Origin of the sequence: Metabacillus rhizosphaerae (genome assembly GCF_037201795.1) — a bacterium.
In the GTDB taxonomy this organism is placed as follows: domain Bacteria; phylum Bacillota; class Bacilli; order Bacillales; family Bacillaceae; genus Metabacillus; species Metabacillus rhizosphaerae.
Genome location: NZ_CP147403.1, coordinates 4715156 through 4732077, shown reverse-complemented (window position 1 = coordinate 4732077; position 16922 = coordinate 4715156). Strand labels below are relative to the sequence as shown.

16 protein-coding genes and 1 riboswitch are annotated in these 16922 nt (G+C 37.9%); all 16 genes read left to right on the top strand.

The features are described from left to right. The first annotated feature begins 35 nt into the window (after positions 1–35). Positions 36–479: a hut operon transcriptional regulator HutP gene (gene hutP, locus WCV66_RS22870; protein ID WP_066325340.1), complete on the top strand. Its 444-nt coding sequence runs from the start codon at positions 36–38 to the stop codon at positions 477–479. Positions 480–602: 123 nt separating this feature from the next. Continuing rightward, a complete protein-coding gene (hutH, locus tag WCV66_RS22865) occupies positions 603–2123 on the top strand; it encodes a histidine ammonia-lyase (RefSeq protein ID WP_338786970.1) in 1521 nt (506 codons plus the stop codon). 244 nt (positions 2124–2367) lie between these two features. After that, positions 2368–3642 carry a Na+/H+ antiporter family protein gene (locus WCV66_RS22860; RefSeq protein ID WP_413789689.1) on the top strand — a complete coding sequence of 425 codons (1275 nt, stop codon included), beginning with the start codon at positions 2368–2370 and terminating at the stop codon, positions 3640–3642. A 196-nt stretch (positions 3643–3838) separates the two neighbouring features. Beyond that, positions 3839–5515 (top strand): urocanate hydratase, encoded by a 1677-nt coding sequence (gene hutU, locus WCV66_RS22855; RefSeq protein ID WP_338786968.1) that lies wholly within the window; start codon positions 3839–3841, stop codon positions 5513–5515. Further along, the gene (gene hutI / locus WCV66_RS22850) at positions 5515–6771 is read left to right on the top strand and encodes an imidazolonepropionase (protein WP_338786967.1); all 1257 of its coding nucleotides are present in this window, start codon (positions 5515–5517) and stop codon (positions 6769–6771) included. The genes hutU and hutI overlap by 1 nt, the downstream gene beginning before the upstream one ends. A 3-nt stretch (positions 6772–6774) precedes the next feature. After that, positions 6775–7752, top strand: a complete 978-nt coding sequence (locus tag WCV66_RS22845) for an agmatinase family protein (protein WP_338786966.1) — start codon at positions 6775–6777, stop codon at positions 7750–7752. A 32-nt stretch (positions 7753–7784) separates the two neighbouring features. Continuing rightward, positions 7785–9122, top strand: a complete 1338-nt coding sequence (locus WCV66_RS22840; RefSeq protein ID WP_413789607.1) for a YjiH family protein — start codon at positions 7785–7787, stop codon at positions 9120–9122. A 184-nt stretch (positions 9123–9306) separates the two neighbouring features. Then, entirely contained in the window at positions 9307–10536 is a 1230-nt protein-coding gene (locus WCV66_RS22835) for a Glu/Leu/Phe/Val family dehydrogenase (protein WP_413789688.1), read from the top strand. A gap of 23 nt (positions 10537–10559) precedes the next feature. Then, positions 10560–10669: riboswitch (TPP riboswitch) on the top strand. 260 nt (positions 10670–10929) lie between these two features. Next, positions 10930–11736: a hydroxyethylthiazole kinase gene (gene thiM, locus WCV66_RS22830; RefSeq protein ID WP_338786964.1), complete on the top strand. Its 807-nt coding sequence runs from the start codon at positions 10930–10932 to the stop codon at positions 11734–11736. 20 nt (positions 11737–11756) lie between these two features. Further along, complete coding sequence (gene thiE, locus WCV66_RS22825) at positions 11757–12416, top strand: thiamine phosphate synthase (protein ID WP_338786963.1); 660 nt, start codon at positions 11757–11759, stop codon at positions 12414–12416. 225 nt (positions 12417–12641) lie between these two features. Further along, positions 12642–13397 carry an APH(3') family aminoglycoside O-phosphotransferase gene (locus tag WCV66_RS22820; RefSeq protein WP_338786962.1) on the top strand — a complete coding sequence of 252 codons (756 nt, stop codon included), beginning with the start codon at positions 12642–12644 and terminating at the stop codon, positions 13395–13397. 64 nt (positions 13398–13461) lie between these two features. After that, positions 13462–14142 carry a GNAT family N-acetyltransferase gene (locus WCV66_RS22815; RefSeq protein WP_338786961.1) on the top strand — a complete coding sequence of 227 codons (681 nt, stop codon included), beginning with the start codon at positions 13462–13464 and terminating at the stop codon, positions 14140–14142. Positions 14143–14301: 159 nt separating this feature from the next. After that, positions 14302–15171 carry a cation diffusion facilitator family transporter gene (locus WCV66_RS22810; protein WP_066325401.1) on the top strand — a complete coding sequence of 290 codons (870 nt, stop codon included), beginning with the start codon at positions 14302–14304 and terminating at the stop codon, positions 15169–15171. A 413-nt stretch (positions 15172–15584) separates the two neighbouring features. Then, positions 15585–15830 carry a hypothetical protein gene (locus WCV66_RS22805; protein ID WP_066325405.1) on the top strand — a complete coding sequence of 82 codons (246 nt, stop codon included), beginning with the start codon at positions 15585–15587 and terminating at the stop codon, positions 15828–15830. Positions 15831–16066: 236 nt separating this feature from the next. Next, entirely contained in the window at positions 16067–16567 is a 501-nt protein-coding gene (locus tag WCV66_RS22800) for a GNAT family N-acetyltransferase (RefSeq protein WP_338786959.1), read from the top strand. Between the two features lie 145 nt (positions 16568–16712). Further along, complete coding sequence (locus WCV66_RS22795; protein ID WP_338786958.1) at positions 16713–16859, top strand: hypothetical protein; 147 nt, start codon at positions 16713–16715, stop codon at positions 16857–16859. The last annotated feature ends 63 nt before the right edge of the window (positions 16860–16922 follow it).

Sequence of the window (16922 nt, the reverse complement as noted above, 5' to 3'; positions counted from 1 at the left end):
TTTAGATGAGTAGGATAAAAGAAAGAGTTGTTTATATGGCATTGAATAAAGATCGTCGAATAGGTCGACACGCCATTCTTCTATTGCTGTCAGATAATCCGACTGAACAGTTGGCAAAGCTTGAGCAGTCAAATTGGAAGGGTTGTTTAGGAAAAGTTGGATCGATGGATGCTCAAAAAATAGTTGCAGCTATTGAAACAGCAGCTAAAAAAAATGAGATCGTAAAAACAGATGTTTATCGCGAATCACATGCTTTATACCATGCGATTATTGAAGCATTGCATGGTGTTACAAGAGGCCAAGTGCAATTAGGGTCAGTACTTAGAACCGTTGGTTTATCTTTTGCTGTTTTGCGAGGCAACCCATATGATAATGAGCAAGAAGGAGATTGGATTGCTGTTTCCTTATATGGCACAATAGGTGCACCTGTTAAGGGATCTGAGCATGAAACCATTGGCTTAGGTATTAATCACATATAATTTGCCCATAGTATTTTAGTTAATAGGGGGCTATATCTTGATATCCTTTTGGATTTCATTGATATAGCCCCCTTTTCTATTGATCCTTTACTTAGCTAAAGGGAAATGAAGGGAGAAAAAATAATGGTTACATTAAATGGTCAAACACTAAGTTTTTCAGAGGTTGAGAAGGTTCTTTTTGATCGTGAAAAGGTTGTTTATTCAGAAGAGAGTATGAGAAAAGTTCAAGAAAGTCGAAAAGCTGTTGATAAGATTGTTGCTGAAGGAAGAATCGTTTACGGCATTACAACTGGCTTTGGAAAATTTAGTGATGTGTTTATAGATAAAGAGAATGTTGAAGCATTGCAACTAAATCTAATCCGCTCCCATGCATGCGGAATTGGCGATCCTTTTCCAGAAGTTGTTTCAAGAGCAATGATCCTCCTGCGAGCAAATGCATTACTGAAAGGTTTTTCTGGTGTACGCCCAGTTGTAATTGAACGATTGTTGGATTTATTAAATGCGGAGATTCATCCAGTGATTCCACAGCAAGGATCACTTGGTGCAAGTGGTGATTTAGCACCACTCTCACATTTGGCGCTTGTCTTAATTGGTGAGGGCGAGGTCTTTTATAAAGGGGAGAGATTACCTGCAATAAATGCTTTAACGAAAGAATCAATTTTTCCAATCACCTTAACAGCAAAAGAAGGGTTGGCTCTAATTAATGGAACACAAGCAATGACAGCAATGGGGGTTGTTGCCTATTTAGAAGCTGAAAAACTAGCATATCAAACAGAGTTAATCGCATCTCTTACAATTGAGGGGTTACGTGGGATTATTGATGCATTTGATGAAGATATTCATCTTGCACGAGGTTATAAGGAACAAGTAGAAGTAGCTGAGCGAATGCGTGCTCATCTTGTGGATAGTCATTTAACGACAAAACAAGGGGAAATACGTGTTCAAGATGCTTATTCAATTCGCTGTATTCCTCAAGTACATGGGGCAACATGGCAAACGTTAAACTATGTGAAGGAGAAATTGGAAATTGAAATGAATGCAGCTACGGATAATCCGTTAATTTTTGATGACGGTGAAAAGGTTTTATCTGGTGGGAATTTTCACGGACAGCCAATTGCATTTGCGATGGATTTCTTAGCGATTGCGATTGCAGAACTAGCAAACATTTCAGAACGTCGAATTGAACGCTTAGTAAATCCTCAATTAAATGATTTACCACCGTTTTTAAGTCCTGAACCAGGCTTGCAATCAGGTGCAATGATCATGCAGTATGTCGCAGCATCTCTTGTATCTGAAAATAAAACATTAGCACACCCAGCAAGTGTTGATTCCATACCATCATCTGCAAACCAGGAAGATCATGTTAGTATGGGAACAATTGGATCAAGACATGCTTACCAAGTAATTACGAATACACGCAGAGTATTAGCAATCGAAGCAATTTGCAGTATGCAGGCAGCCGAAATACGTGGTAAAGATCAAATGGCTACAGCGACGAGTGAATTTTTAGAAAATGGAAGAAAGATCGTTCCCTTTATTAGTGCAGATCGGATATTCTCTAAGGATATTGAAGCAATGAATGCGTGGTTAAAGGAAGGGGAATTTCACTTTGATACTAGTGTAACAAAGGGAATTCACTCATAATAACAGTGATGCTATTTTAAAATAGTAGTTTACTAGAAATAGAAACAAAATTGTAACAGGCTAATTCTTGATTAGTAGTATTTTATGGGGAGGCTATGTAAGTCTCCCTTTGTAAACATCACTAAAGACAAGAGAGAGGTTGTGATAAGCATTAATAAATTTCTACACCTATTTGAACTTTCGACTATTAATACATAAGGGGGACGAATGTTTGATAAATGCTGTTCTTATTTCCGTGGTTGTCATGGTCGTTTTAAGTCTTTTAAGGGTAAATGTTGTGTTAGCAATTTTATTCGCTGCATTAACAGCTGGATTGACTTCTGGATTATCCGTTGTCGAGACAGTAGATATCCTTGTATCAGGAATGGGAGGACAAGCAAATACGGCATTAAGTTACATCTTGCTCGGAGTATTTACCGTTATGATTGGATACTCAGGTATTACTGGGTTTCTCGTTAACTATTTAATAAATGTGTTGAAAGGGAAAAAAGCAATTATGCTATTAGCGATTGCTGGGGTTGCTTGTTTATCACAAAATGTTGTTCCAGTACATATCGCCTTTATTCCGATCTTAATCCCGCCTCTGCTTCATTTATTTGACAGGATGAAATTGGATCGAAGAGCTATAGCTACTGCTTTAACATTTGGGCTAAAAACTCCATATATCATGATACCAGCAGGGTTTGGCCTTATTTTTCATGGTATTATCGCAGAAGAAATGAAAGCGAATGGAATGCCAATTAATATTACTCAAATTCCAATGGCTATGCTTTTACCAGGGCTAGGAATGATTGTTGGTTTGTTCATAGCCATTTTTATTACGTATCGAAAAGACCGAGTAGTAAATGTCGAAAACGAAAGCATCGCTGAAATTGCTGTAACTGTCGAGAAAAGTTTAACATTCACAAAATATCATATGTTTACAATCATAGCGATAATTGCTGCCCTTGCCGTACAACTAATGACAAACTCATTAATTATGGGAGCACTGACTGGAATTGTCATTATGTTCGTACTAAGAATTGTTCCATTCAAGGATGGAGATCACGTTGTTAATGAAGGGATAAAGATGATGGGGATGATTGCTTTTGTCATGTTAATCGCCTCAGGTTATTCAACGATCTTGAAGGAAACGGGAGCAGTTGAAAATTTAGTAGAATCTACAATAAGTTTTCTTGGTGATAGCAAGTTTATGGCAGCTTTTTTCATGCTGTTAGTAGGATTATTAATTACGATGGGGATTGGCTCATCTTTCGGAACAATTCCAATTTTAGCAGCGCTGTTCGTCCCGTTATGTGCAGCACTAGGTTTCTCACCTTTAGCTACAGCAGCCTTAATTGGAACTGCAGGAGCATTAGGGGATGCTGGTTCGCCGGCTTCTGATAGTACTCTAGGTCCAACTTCAGGATTAAATGCAGATGGAAAACATCATCATATTTGGGATACTTGTGTTCCAACGTTTATTCATTTTAATATCCCATTATTTGTATTTGGTATGATTGCTGCGATGTTTTTGTAATTTTGGTTCTTTCTAAACTTTGTGGTTTAAGACCTATATTAATTTTTAAGAGTAATAGAAAGAGATCTGAGATCATTTATAAAAAATAAAAAGAATAAATATATGTTGAGGTAAATTATAAAAAAATCACTAATTTATAATATTTTTCTTGTATTTTCATTATAAAATGAAAATAACACAACTAGGAGGGGAAGAAATGAAAGCGATAACAAATGGTAAAATTACTCAATATAAAGGAACTGAATTAAATACGAAAGGCTGGCAACAAGAAGCGGTACTTCGTATGTTGATGAATAATCTTGACCCGGATGTTGCTGAAAAACCAGATGAGCTTGTTGTCTACGGTGGAATTGGCAAAGCAGCACGTAATTGGGAATCATTTGATGCAATAGTAAAATCACTTAAAGAACTAGAAAATGATGAAACCTTACTTGTGCAATCAGGAAAACCAGTTGTTATTTTTAAAACACATAAAGATGCCCCACGTGTTTTACTTGCAAATTCTAATCTTGTACCAGCTTATGCGAATTGGGAGACCTTCCATGAACTCGATAAAAAAGGATTGATGATGTATGGACAAATGACAGCAGGCAGTTGGATTTATATTGGTTCCCAAGGAATTGTTCAAGGTACGTATGAAACATTTGCAGAGCTAGCGAAACAGCATTTCAACGGGACACTAAGAAATACGATTACTGTAACAGCAGGTCTTGGAGGAATGGGTGGTGCACAGCCACTTGCTGTAACAATGAATGGCGGTGTATGTATCGGAATTGAAGTTGATGAGTCAAGAATTGATCGTCGAATTGAAACACGTTACACCGATGTAAAAGCTTATACACTTGAAGAAGCCATTCAGTTGGCTGAAGAAGCGAAATTTGCTGGGAAAGCATTATCAATTGGTTTGTTAGGTAACGCGTCAGAACTTCTTCCTGAGATGATTGCAAGAAACTTTATCCCTGACGCATTAACAGATCAAACATCTGCACATGATCCACTGAATGGATATGTTCCATTAGGGATGTCGCTTGAAGAGGCAGGAAATTTACGAAAATCAAATCCAGAAGAGTATGTGAAACTTTCAAAAGCATCCATGGCAAAGCATGTTGAAGCTATGCTTGTGATGATGGAAAAAGGAGCAATCACATTTGATTATGGTAATAACATTCGTCAGGTTGCAAAAGATGAAGGTATAGAAAATGCATTCGATTTTCCTGGCTTTGTACCTGCCTATATACGCCCGCAATTTTGCGAAGGAAAAGGACCGTTCAGATGGGTAGCATTATCTGGAGATCCAGAAGATATTTATAAAACAGACGAGGCAATATTACGTGAATTTAGTGATAATGAACATTTGTGTAATTGGATCCGTATGGCACAGGAAAAAATACAATTTCAAGGGCTACCTTCTCGTATTTGCTGGCTTGGCTATGGCGAACGTGCTCGTTTTGGAAAAATCATCAATGACATGGTTGCAAATGGTGAATTAAAAGCTCCGATTGTGATTGGGCGTGATCATTTAGATTCAGGCTCTGTTGCATCACCTAATCGTGAGACAGAAGCAATGATCGATGGATCAGATGCTGTGTCAGACTGGCCGATTCTAAACGCAATGGTAAATGCTGTTGGTGGAGCAACATGGGTATCAGTTCACCACGGTGGTGGAGTAGGAATGGGTTACTCACAACATGCTGGTATGGTTATTGTTGCAGATGGTACAGAAGAAGCGGCATCACGTATAGAACGAGTCTTAACAACAGATCCAGGTATGGGTGTTGTTCGTCACGCTGATGCAGGATATGAACTAGCTAAGAAAACAGCACGTGAAAAAGGAATCAACATGCCAATGCTTGATAAAGGGGCTGATCAGTAATGTCAAAACCGATCTGGATTAAGCATGCAGCTCAATTAGCTACTTTAGCTTCTGAAGGAAAAGGTCCGCGTTCCAAAGAAGCGATGTCTGAGCTAGGTTTAATTGAAGATGGTAGCATGTGGATTGAAGAAGGGATGATAAAAGCTGTTGGTACGACAAATGAGTTTGAAGAACGTTATGCAGATAGAGTTAATGAAGCGGAAGTTGTAGATGCTACAGACCATTTAGTTACTCCAGGACTCGTGGATCCTCATACACATGTTGTGTATGGGGGAAGTCGTGAACGTGAATTTGAAATGCGACTTGAAGGTGCAAGCTATATGGATATTATGAACGCGGGTGGAGGGATTCATGCAACCACCCGCATGACAAGAGAAGCATTAGAAGAAGAGTTAATTGAACAAACCACTCTCCGTCTCGATTCGTTTCTTGCACATGGTGTAACAACAGTGGAAGGAAAAAGCGGTTATGGTATGAACCTGGAAACTGAGCTAAAACAGTTGCGAGTAATGAAAAAATTACAGGAACAACATGCCATTGATCTCGTTCCTACATTTATGGGTGCACATGCGGTTCCAGCAGAATATAAGGGACGAGAGGATGAATTTGTCGATCAATTGATAAATGAAATGCTACCTGTAGTAGCTGAGGAAAAACTGGCTGAATTTAATGATGTTTTTTGTGAAAAAGGTGTGTTTACCCCTGAACAAACTGAACGAATATTAGATGCAGGAAAAAGGTTTGGATTGATCCCGAAAATCCATGCAGATGAAATTGAGTCATATGGTGGAGCAGAATTGGCTGCAAAGATTGGTTCAATTTCTGCTGAACATTTATTAAAGGCTTCAGATGCAGGAATTAAAGCAATGGCGAAAGCTGGAACAATCGCTTGTTTACTTCCAGCAACAGCGCTTTATTTACGTGAAGAAGCAGCGGCAGGTAGAAAAATGATTGATGAGGGTGTAGCTGTGGCCATTTCAACAGACTGTAATCCTGGTTCTTCGCCAACAACATCTATGCCACTCGTGATGAATTTAGCATGTATCTCAATGCGGCTCACACCTGCTGAAGCTTTAACAGCAGCAACTTATAATGCTGCTTGTGCGATTAAACGCGAGGAAAAGGTGGGGTCGCTTGAAGTTGGAAAACAAGCAGATATCGTTTTGTGGAATGTGAAAAATTATCAGGAATTGCAATATTTATTCGGCGTAAACCATGTTAAAGCAGTATGGAAAAAAGGTGTAAAGGTGGTGTAGTCTGTGAGTGAACATTTTCTTCAAGTACCTGAATGGTCTTGGAACCATCCTGTTGAATATGAACCAACATATGTCCATCAATGGGTTAAATCGCTTCACAAAATGGAACAACCACCGGATTTAATTCTTTATGGAGCACCGATTTCCCGGTCCTCAATCAGTGTATCTGGAGCTTCTTTATACCCATCAGAATTTCGGAGAATGTGGAAAGGATTTGCCACATATAATCTGGACGAAAATGTTGATTTAAGCAAGTTTCAAGTAGCTGATGCAGGAGATGTAGCAATGCATACGACCGACATCCTTTTATCTCATCAACGCATTCAGAAAACAACTGCCTATCTTGCTACACACTATCCTACTACTCGAACATGTATGATTGGCGGCGATCACTCAACGACAGCTTGTGCTGTCCGTGGGATAAAAGAAGTTTTTGACGGAGAAAAAATTGGGATCTTACAGCTAGATACACATCTTGATGTGAGGGATCCAAAAGAATTAGGACCAGCAAATGGAACACCAATCCGTCAATTAATCGATGGCAATATCGTAAAGGGAGAAAATGTCATCAATATTGGATTGCATGGTTATTACAACGCAAAGCCTTTAATCAATTATGCAAATGAACATAGCATTCAAATGGTCACATTAAAGCAGGCTCGTAAGCTGGGTTTAATTGAAACGATTAAAGGGGCGCTTAAGCAGTTATCAGAAAAAGTTGATCGCATTTACGTGACAGTCGACATGGATGTTCTAGATATTTCTGTTGCACCTGGTGTTCCAGCATCCACTCCAGGTGGAATGTCGGCAATTGAACTTTTTGATAGTTTACTAGAAATCGGCAAGCATCCTTCGGTTCAACATATTGATTTTGTGTGCCTCGACCCGAGCAGAGATTCAGCAGTATCTGAAACAGTTAAGATTGGGGTATATGCATGGCTGCAATTTATTACGGGCTGCATAAACCAGATTAGAATATAAACATAATTCAGCATAGAGAGGAAGGAACTGGGATGGAGTTAAATCAACAGCCGAGACAGAAACCAACAGTTGAGAAAAAGTTGGGATCACCTCAAATGTGGAAATTTTTTGTCTATAGCTTTATTGGTGCTTTCATTTTCTTCGTACCAATCACAATTGATGAGAAAAGCTCAATTATGCTTGATCATATTGTCACATTTATTCAGTCGCACACTTCACCCTTTTTGCCGTATTATGCGTTACTTGTCATTGCAGCAGGTGCTATTTATCCGTTTTTGACTGGAATATGGAAAAGGTCAACTGTTAATCTTATTTTCTCAATTTTTAAGATGCTTGGTTTATTTGTTGGAATAATGCTTGTATTTAACTTTGGACCAGCTTGGCTTTTTGATCCTAACATGGGACCGTTTTTATTTGATAAACTTGTTGTTCCTGTAGGATTGCTCGTCCCAATTGGAGCTGTTTTCCTTGCGCTTTTAGTTGGATACGGTTTACTTGAATTTATCGGTGTGTTGACACAGACAGTTATGCGACCGATATGGAAGACTCCAGGTCGTTCTGCGATTGATGCAGTAGCTTCTTTTGTTGGTAGTTATTCGATTGGACTTCTTATTACCAATCGAATATATAAGGAAGGGAAATATAGTGCAAAAGAAGCTGCGATCATTGCAACAGGTTTCTCAACGGTTTCAGCTACATTTATGGTTATCGTCGCAAAAACACTAGGCTTAATGGGAATCTGGAATATGTATTTTTGGTTGACACTTATTGTCACTTTCACAGTAACTGCAATCACGGTACGAATATGGCCATTATCTAAAATGAAAGATGAGTACTATAAAGGATCAACTCCACAGCCGGAAATAAAGGTAAGCAGCAATCTCCTTGCAGCAGCTTGGAATGAGGCAAAGGAAACAGTCGCTAGTTCTCCTCGCTTACTAGATAATATTTGGATGAATATGAAAGATGGATTACAGATGGCTATGGCGATTCTTCCATCGATTTTATCGATTGGACTACTTGGATTGGTCCTTGCAGAATATACACCTGTTTTTGATTGGATTGGCTATATTTTCTATCCATTTACTGCTTTACTTCAATTACCAGAACCAATGCTTGTAGCAAAAGCAAGTGCCCTTAGTATTGCTGAAATGTTCTTGCCGGCTTTATTGGTAACTGAGTCTGTTCTTATCGTAAAATTTGTAATTGCTGTTGTTTCGGTTTCAGCGGTTATCTTTTTCTCAGCACTTGTACCATGTATTGTTTCGACAGAGATTCCTATTTCGATACCCAAGTTGATCATTATTTGGATTGAACGTGTAATTCTTACACTTATCATCGTAACACCACTTGCATTTATCTTGTTCTAGTAAGGGAAGAAAAGATTTAAGGGCTTCCTTTAAGGGATCGCCCCTTCCCTTTTATATAGGTTACAAAAATATTCAAGGATTTTCTCATTAAATTACATATACATAAGAGGTGTATTGCATGAAAGCGCCAGCCCCTGTAAATCGTCATCACACTGAAAAACCAGAGCATAAGCAAAGTGAATCCATGGATCTATTATGTTCAACACAATCAATCATAAAAGCTGCAGTAAAAAGGTTAGGGTATACCGAGGAGATGTATGAATTATTAAAAGAACCACTTAGAGTGATCACGGTGCGTATTCCAGTACGCATGGATGACGGTTCAATTAAAATTTTTACAGGTTACCGTTCTCAGCATAATGATTCAGTAGGCCCAACAAAAGGCGGTGTTCGTTTCCATCCAGAAGTCAATGAAGATGAGGTAAAAGCATTATCGATTTGGATGAGTCTAAAGTGTGGGATTACAAATCTTCCTTATGGCGGTGGGAAGGGTGGGATTATCTGTGACCCAAGGAATATGTCGTTTGGCGAACTTGAGAGATTAAGTCGTGGATATGTTCGTGCAATTAGCCAAATAGTTGGCCCGACTAAAGATATTCCGGCACCAGATGTATATACAAACTCGCAAATTATGGCATGGATGATGGATGAGTATAGTCGCCTTCGTGAATTTGATTCCCCAGGCTTTATTACAGGAAAGCCGCTTGTGTTAGGTGGTTCACAAGGTCGTGAGACAGCAACTGCTCGCGGTGTAACAATCTGCATTGAAGAGGCAGTCAAGAAAAAGGGAATTAGCTTACAAGGAGCACGCATTATTGTTCAAGGCTTTGGAAATGCAGGAAGCTTCTTGGCAAAATTCATGTATGATGCTGGAGCGAAAGTAATTGGTATTTCAGATGCAAATGGTGCTCTTTATGATTTAGATGGACTTGATATTCCTTATTTACTTGATCGTCGTGATAGTTTTGGGACAGTGACGAATTTGTTCTCTGATGTTATCACGAATCAGGAATTACTAGAAAAGGAATGTGACATTCTTGTCCCTGCTGCTATCTCTAATCAGATTACGGCACAAAATGCAGATCGTATAAAAGCAAAGATCGTAGTGGAAGCAGCAAATGGACCCACAACCTTAGAAGCAACAAAAATTTTAGATAGTAAAGAAGTTCTCCTTGTGCCTGATATCCTAGCAAGTGCGGGTGGTGTAACGGTCTCTTACTTTGAATGGGTTCAAAATAACCAAGGATATTATTGGTCAGAGGAAGAGGTTTCAAGGAAACTTCGAAAAGTAATGGTTGATTCATTTGCTGCTATATATTCTATGTCACAGTCGCATAAAGTTGATATGCGATTAGCAGCATATATGGTAGGGGTTCTCCATAGTATTTTCATAACCCTTGTTTTTTTCCTCTAGATTAAGTAAACTACCTGTAAATTCAATTTTTTTTCGGGGGCTGGTGGAAACCGGCTGAGATTGCAATTACGCCATTGCTGACCGTGATAACCTGTTGGATAATGCCAGCGTAGGGAATGTGATTGGGGAACTAAGAGCACTTTGCGAAGGTAGCGAAGTGCTTTTTTGATGTAATGATGGGGGCATAATGATGGGGACAGTCCCTGCAAAGCAAAGAGGGACAGTCCCCAAATAGTAAAAAGGACACTCCTCCATAACTTTCGAGAGAGTATTTTTAAGCAATAGAGACGCTTCGACTAACTAAGAGGGACAGTCCCCACCCAACTATTGGGGACTGTCCCCAAAAATGTCCCCCAAAAAAGTTATCCCCCAAAAAATAGAAAGGACAAAAAAATGATAAACAAACAAATCATAAGTACTTTAGAAAAAGTGAGAAAGCAAAATCCGCTTGTCCATAATATTACAAATGTTGTTGTAACTAATTTTACAGCAAATGGTCTATTGGCATTAGGTGCTTCACCCGTCATGGCATATGCGAAGGAAGAAGTGGCAGATATGGCAAAGATCGCGGGTGCATTAGTATTAAATATTGGCACGTTAACGCCTGATGAAATTGAGGCAATGTTAATAGCAGGAAAATCAGCGAATGAACATAACGTTCCAGTCATATTTGATCCTGTTGGTGCAGGGGCCACGCCTTATCGAACTGCAACAGCACGTCGAATTATAGAAGAATTATCGATTTCAACCATAAGAGGAAATGCAGCCGAGATTGCAAATGTAATTGGTATCGAATGGACTATTAAAGGTGTTGATGCTGGTGAAGGACATGGTAATACAGTAGAATTAGCACAAACAGCGGCAAAGCAGCTAAAAACGACGGTAATTATTACTGGGAAGGATGATGTGATGACAGATGGTAGCAAAACTTTTGTTGTTCACAACGGTCATCCAATTTTAACAAAAGTAACAGGAACAGGGTGTTTACTTAGTTCTGTAATTGGTGCGTTTTCAGCTATTGAAAAGGATCTGCTCCTTGCAGCAGTATCAGCGCTTGTTACATATGGAATTACTTCTGAGATAGCAGCAAATCTTACAGAAGAAAAGGGTCCAGGAAGCTTTCAAATTGAATTTCTAAATCAATTATCTAAAGTTTCCTCTGAAGATATCAGTAAATATGCTAGGGTTGATAAACTGTAGTTGGCAAGGAGAGGGTGTTTGTGACAAGAATTTCAACAAAGGACATGCGTGATTTACTGCGAGTATATTTTATTATGGGCAGTACTAATTGCCAATTGGACCCTAAACATGTGCTAGAGCAAGCAATCAAAGGTGGAATTTCGTTATTTCAGTTTAGAGAAAAAGGCAACGCTGCTTTTACAGATGAAGAAAAGTTTCACTTTGCTCAGGTATTACAAAGCATTTGCAAAAAACATATGATTCCATTCATAGTTAACGATGATGTGGAGTTAGCCTTAGCACTTAATGCAGATGGTGTTCATATCGGTCAAGATGATGAATCAGCAGAAGCAGTCAGACGAAAGATTGGGGACAAAATTCTTGGGGTTTCTACTCATAATCTGATAGAAGTTGAAAAAGCAATTGCCGAAGGAGCAGATTATGTAGGAATTGGTCCTATCTATTCCACGGAAACAAAAGTGGATGCGAAAGCTGCTCAAGGTACGAAGCTAATTCTAGAGGTTCGAAACAAGGGTATAAATGTTCCTATCGTTGGGATTGGTGGGATTACCTCAGAAAATGCAGCTCCTGTAATGAAAAGTGGGGGTAACGGTGTATCAGTCATTACAGCGATTAGTCTTTCAGCAGACCCAGCAAAAAGTGCTAGAGAACTGAAAGAATTAATTGACTCACTAGGTTAAATATTAATAAAACGAAGACAGCATAACTTTAATTAGTGATGCTGTTTTTTTATGGAGGAATATTGAGTATTGTAGTAGAAAGGTTTATACCATAAATTTATCATAGTTAAAAGTGACGAATTTAATAAAGACTCTGACAACTATCCTTAAATATTGAACTGTCTTTTATCGTTGCAACGTAAAATAGTATAGAGAAAGTAGTGAACAAAGATGATGCATCTTCCAATGACATTAACGAAATTAGTTAATGGCTACACATGGGAGCAGATAACGATCGGGCTCTCTGAATCGAAAACCTTCCTTTTGAAAACCAATAACCACAATCAATATTTAAAGATACAATCGATCAAGACAATTGAAAATCTACAAGATGAAAAGAATCGCTTAGAGTGGTTACAGGGGAAGCTCCCTGTACCAAAGGTTCTTCAATATGAAAAAGATGAAGAAAATGAATATCTATTACTTTCAGAAATAAAAGGAAAAGATGCCTCCAACCAATTCTATGAAAACAACTTACCGCAGTTAATGAAATTGTTGGCTATAGGTGTGAAAATGATGCATGGGATAAGCATCAAAGACTGCCCTTTTAATGAGAAATTAGAGAAAAAAATAGAAGAAGCGAGGCGGAGAGTTAAGAAGGGGCTTGTGGATGAAGAAGATTTTGATGAGAAAAGAAGTGGTAAAACAGCCAAGCAACTTTTTCAGGACCTTATCATAAAGAAACCTGTAAATGAGGAATTGGTCTTTACTCATGGCGACTATTGCCTTCCAAATATCATAATGGACAATGATAAAGTCAGTGGCTTTATTGATATGGGGCGAGCTGGAGTTGCTGATAGACATCAGGATTTGGCTTTGGCAATAAGAAGTATAAGGTATAATTTTGGCGAGGATATGGTTCCTTTTTTTCTAAATGAGTATGGTTTTGAAGTTGATGAGACAAAAATCGAATATTATCAACTTTTAGATGAGTTTTATTGACTAAGAGTAAATTTGGTTCCATTCAATCTATATCAGCATCTAGCTATAGGGGGTGTAAGGTAACATGTTTTCAGATCTAGAACTAATGGAAATTCAGGCCGAGGTTTTATTTCAATATGATATATCTGGACGTATGGAACAAATAAATGATCCTCTAAAAATGAATGCTCCCTTATTCTTTCTTGGACGAACAAAAGATGGAAATGTTACAAAATTTCATTCAGCTCTATCTAATACGAAAATAGACGAGATAAAAAAAGTTATTGCTAAAGATTCAACAAATGTTAAATTGTCTAAGCTAATTACTATATTCAAGAGCAGTACTCAACCTATAAGAAACTTATGGATTGGCCCTGCATATGTTTTTCCAGACAACTTCAATAGACCTTCTAGTGCTATAAGAATGACCAAGGAGAACAGACATTTACTTTTGGAAGGTTTCCCAACTATTTTTGAACAACTAGAGTGGAGACAACCATGCTTTGGCATAATAGAAGATGGGTTTGTTGTTTCAGTATGTTGTAGTGCGAGGAGAAGTTCATCAGCTGCAGAGGCAAGTGTGGAAACGATGGAAAAATATCGAGGTAGAGGCTATGGTGTTCAAACTGCAATAGCATGGGCAAATGCATTGCAAGAGGAGGGGATTATTCCTTTGTATAGCACATCCTGGGACAATTTTTCTTCACAGACAATTGCAGGGAAATTAAAACTATATTCATATGGGGTAGACTTCCATATAAGCTAGAGAACAAAATCTACGAGAGAGATAAAAATAGTTTGCCTGATGAAACTTTTTTGCACAAACATTACTAGTATAGAATAGTGAAACAAGATTGCTCTAGACCCACACGATTGTTACTTGTTATTATGTTCAAGTAATTGAAAAGTGGAGGCTCAAACATAAATGGAAGAACAAAAATATAACGATTTAAAATTGGGTGAACGAGGGGTAATGATTAGTATCATTGCTTACATTTGTTTATCCTCGTTGAAATTAATTGTCGGATACTCAGCAAATTCAGAAGCCCTAAAAGCCGATGGTTTAAATAATGCCACAGATATCATTGCCTCGGTAGCAGTTTTAATTGGACTTAAGGTATCACAAAAACCAGCTGATAAGGATCATCCTTATGGTCATTGGAAGGCAGAAACGGTTGCTTCAATGGTCGCATCGTTCATCATGATTGTCGTAGGAATTCAAGTATTGTATGGAGCAATTTTATCTGTTTTTGCGAACGAGCATGAAGCTCCGGATTTAATTTCTGCATGGACAGGGATTTTTTGTGCAATCGTTATGTTTTTGGTTTATCGATATAACAAAAATTTAAGTAGAAAGATCAATAGCCAAGGATTAATGGCTGCTGCAAAAGATAATCTTTCAGATGCGTTGGTTAGTATTGGAACAGTTATTGGGATAATTGGTTCACAATTCGCACTTCCCTGGCTAGACCCTTTAACGGCTGTAATCGTGGGATTACTTATTTGTAAAACAGCATTAGATATTTTTCGTGATGCCTCTCATCATTTAACGGATGGTTATGATACAGATAAGATTCAGTCATATAAAGATACCGTTCTTTCTCAATATGGTGTTAAGGGTGTAAAAGATATTAAGGCAAGGAACTATGGGAATAATTCTGTCGTTGACATTGTCATCCTTGTGAACTCAAATCTAGGGATTCGTGATGCACATGATATTTCAACAAAAGTAGAAGAAGTCCTAAAAACCAAACATGGTGTTTATGACGTACATGTCCATGTTGAGCCTAATTAATTGGATATTGAAACAAAACATGAAATTCTAAAAAATAGTGAGCTAGACTGGACCCTAGTGCGTCTACCGTTTGTAGTTGAAGGACCATAGACAGGATACATAAAGGAAAATACTAGAGACGTGCCAGGTACCAAAATAATGAATGCTGACATTGCGCATTTTCTCATCCAGCAAATTCATGATAACAAGTATCTGTTGAAAACCCCTTTTATTGCGAATTAAGGAAACAGTTTAAATGGCAAGGGTAAAGTAAAAACTTTAGAGTTTCTTTATGAGGAAAAGGTTTAAGGAAACAATTAATAGGGTTATGTAGTGTCAATTTAGATGTTGCCTTAGAATAGAAAATTGAATATGGAGCACGATAATTATGGGGCAATTCTGTACCCGATTATAATTATTGGAGGCTAATCCTTATGGATCAAAATCAGCAACAGAAATTCCAACAAGCGCAACAAGATGTTCAAAAGGCTCATCAACAGCTTCAAACGGAAAATCAACAATTACTACATGCTCAGCAGCAGGTCCAAACAGAAATTCATCAACTAAAACAAGCTCAACAAAAAGCTGAGCAAGAGCAACTCGACGTTCTAAATGCACAACAAAAACTCCAACAAGCACAAGCTACGGCAATGATCTATCAAAACAATCCACAACAATAAAATAAGAGCATACAAAATGAGCTACCATTATTCCATGTGGCTCATTTTTTTATTTTGAAACTTCTGTCCAAACTATTTTCCTTTTCCCTTTTATTTTTAACTGTTGTCATAACACCTACTATTATTACAATACCGTAACTTTACATATTTATAACACGCATTTACTATAAATTGGTAAAGGTGGGGAGAACAATACAATAATTAGTAAGTTTAAACTAAACGAAAGGAGCAAAAATATGGTACTGAAAATAGAAGAAATTAAAGTAATCGACAAAGAAATTGATGAGCTTTCTGAATTATTGAAGCTTGTAGTGGATGATGGTGCATCGATTGGTTTTTTACCACCAATGAAACTTAACAAGGCAATAAATTATTGGCGGACTGTATTAAAGCCGGATGTGATTTTATTTGTAGCAAGAATAAACAATCAATTGGCAGGTAGTGTTCAATTACATTTAGATACAAAGGAAAATGGAAGGCATCGAGCTGAAATTGGCAAACTTATGACCGATCCTCAGTTTAGACGAAATGGAATCGGTCGTTCACTAATGCAAATGGCTGAGGACAGAGCAAAACTTGAAAATAGAAGTTTAATTGTTTTGGACACAAGAGAAGGAGATCCATCTAATAATCTATATCAGTCACTTAATTATATTGAAGCTGGAAAAATTCCATACTATGCTAAATCGGCAAATGGGGAATTCCATACTACTGTTTTTTATTATAAAAAGATCTAAGCGTTAAAGCTATATTTCATTTTAAATAATAGATTGAAGGACACAATCAAAAATTTTGATAGTGTTCTTTTTTTTAGGCCCTGATAAGGCTAAGTGATGAACCACAACTCATCCAGATTCCATTCAGTACTTTTGTTGTGGCACCATGGGATACATCCACACAGGTGAAAAATTAGATGCAGTGAATGCGAAGAAAGTTCAGGAGTTCTCTATATATGTAAATGCGAAAGAACCAGGAACGACTTTGTCTAGTGTGCTTTATTTTGATGATATTCGTGTTATAACGGAATAAGTTTTTAAACCCCGCTAGGTTCTTAGCGGGGTTTAATTTTAGAAGCTTATTTTTAGGGTGTTT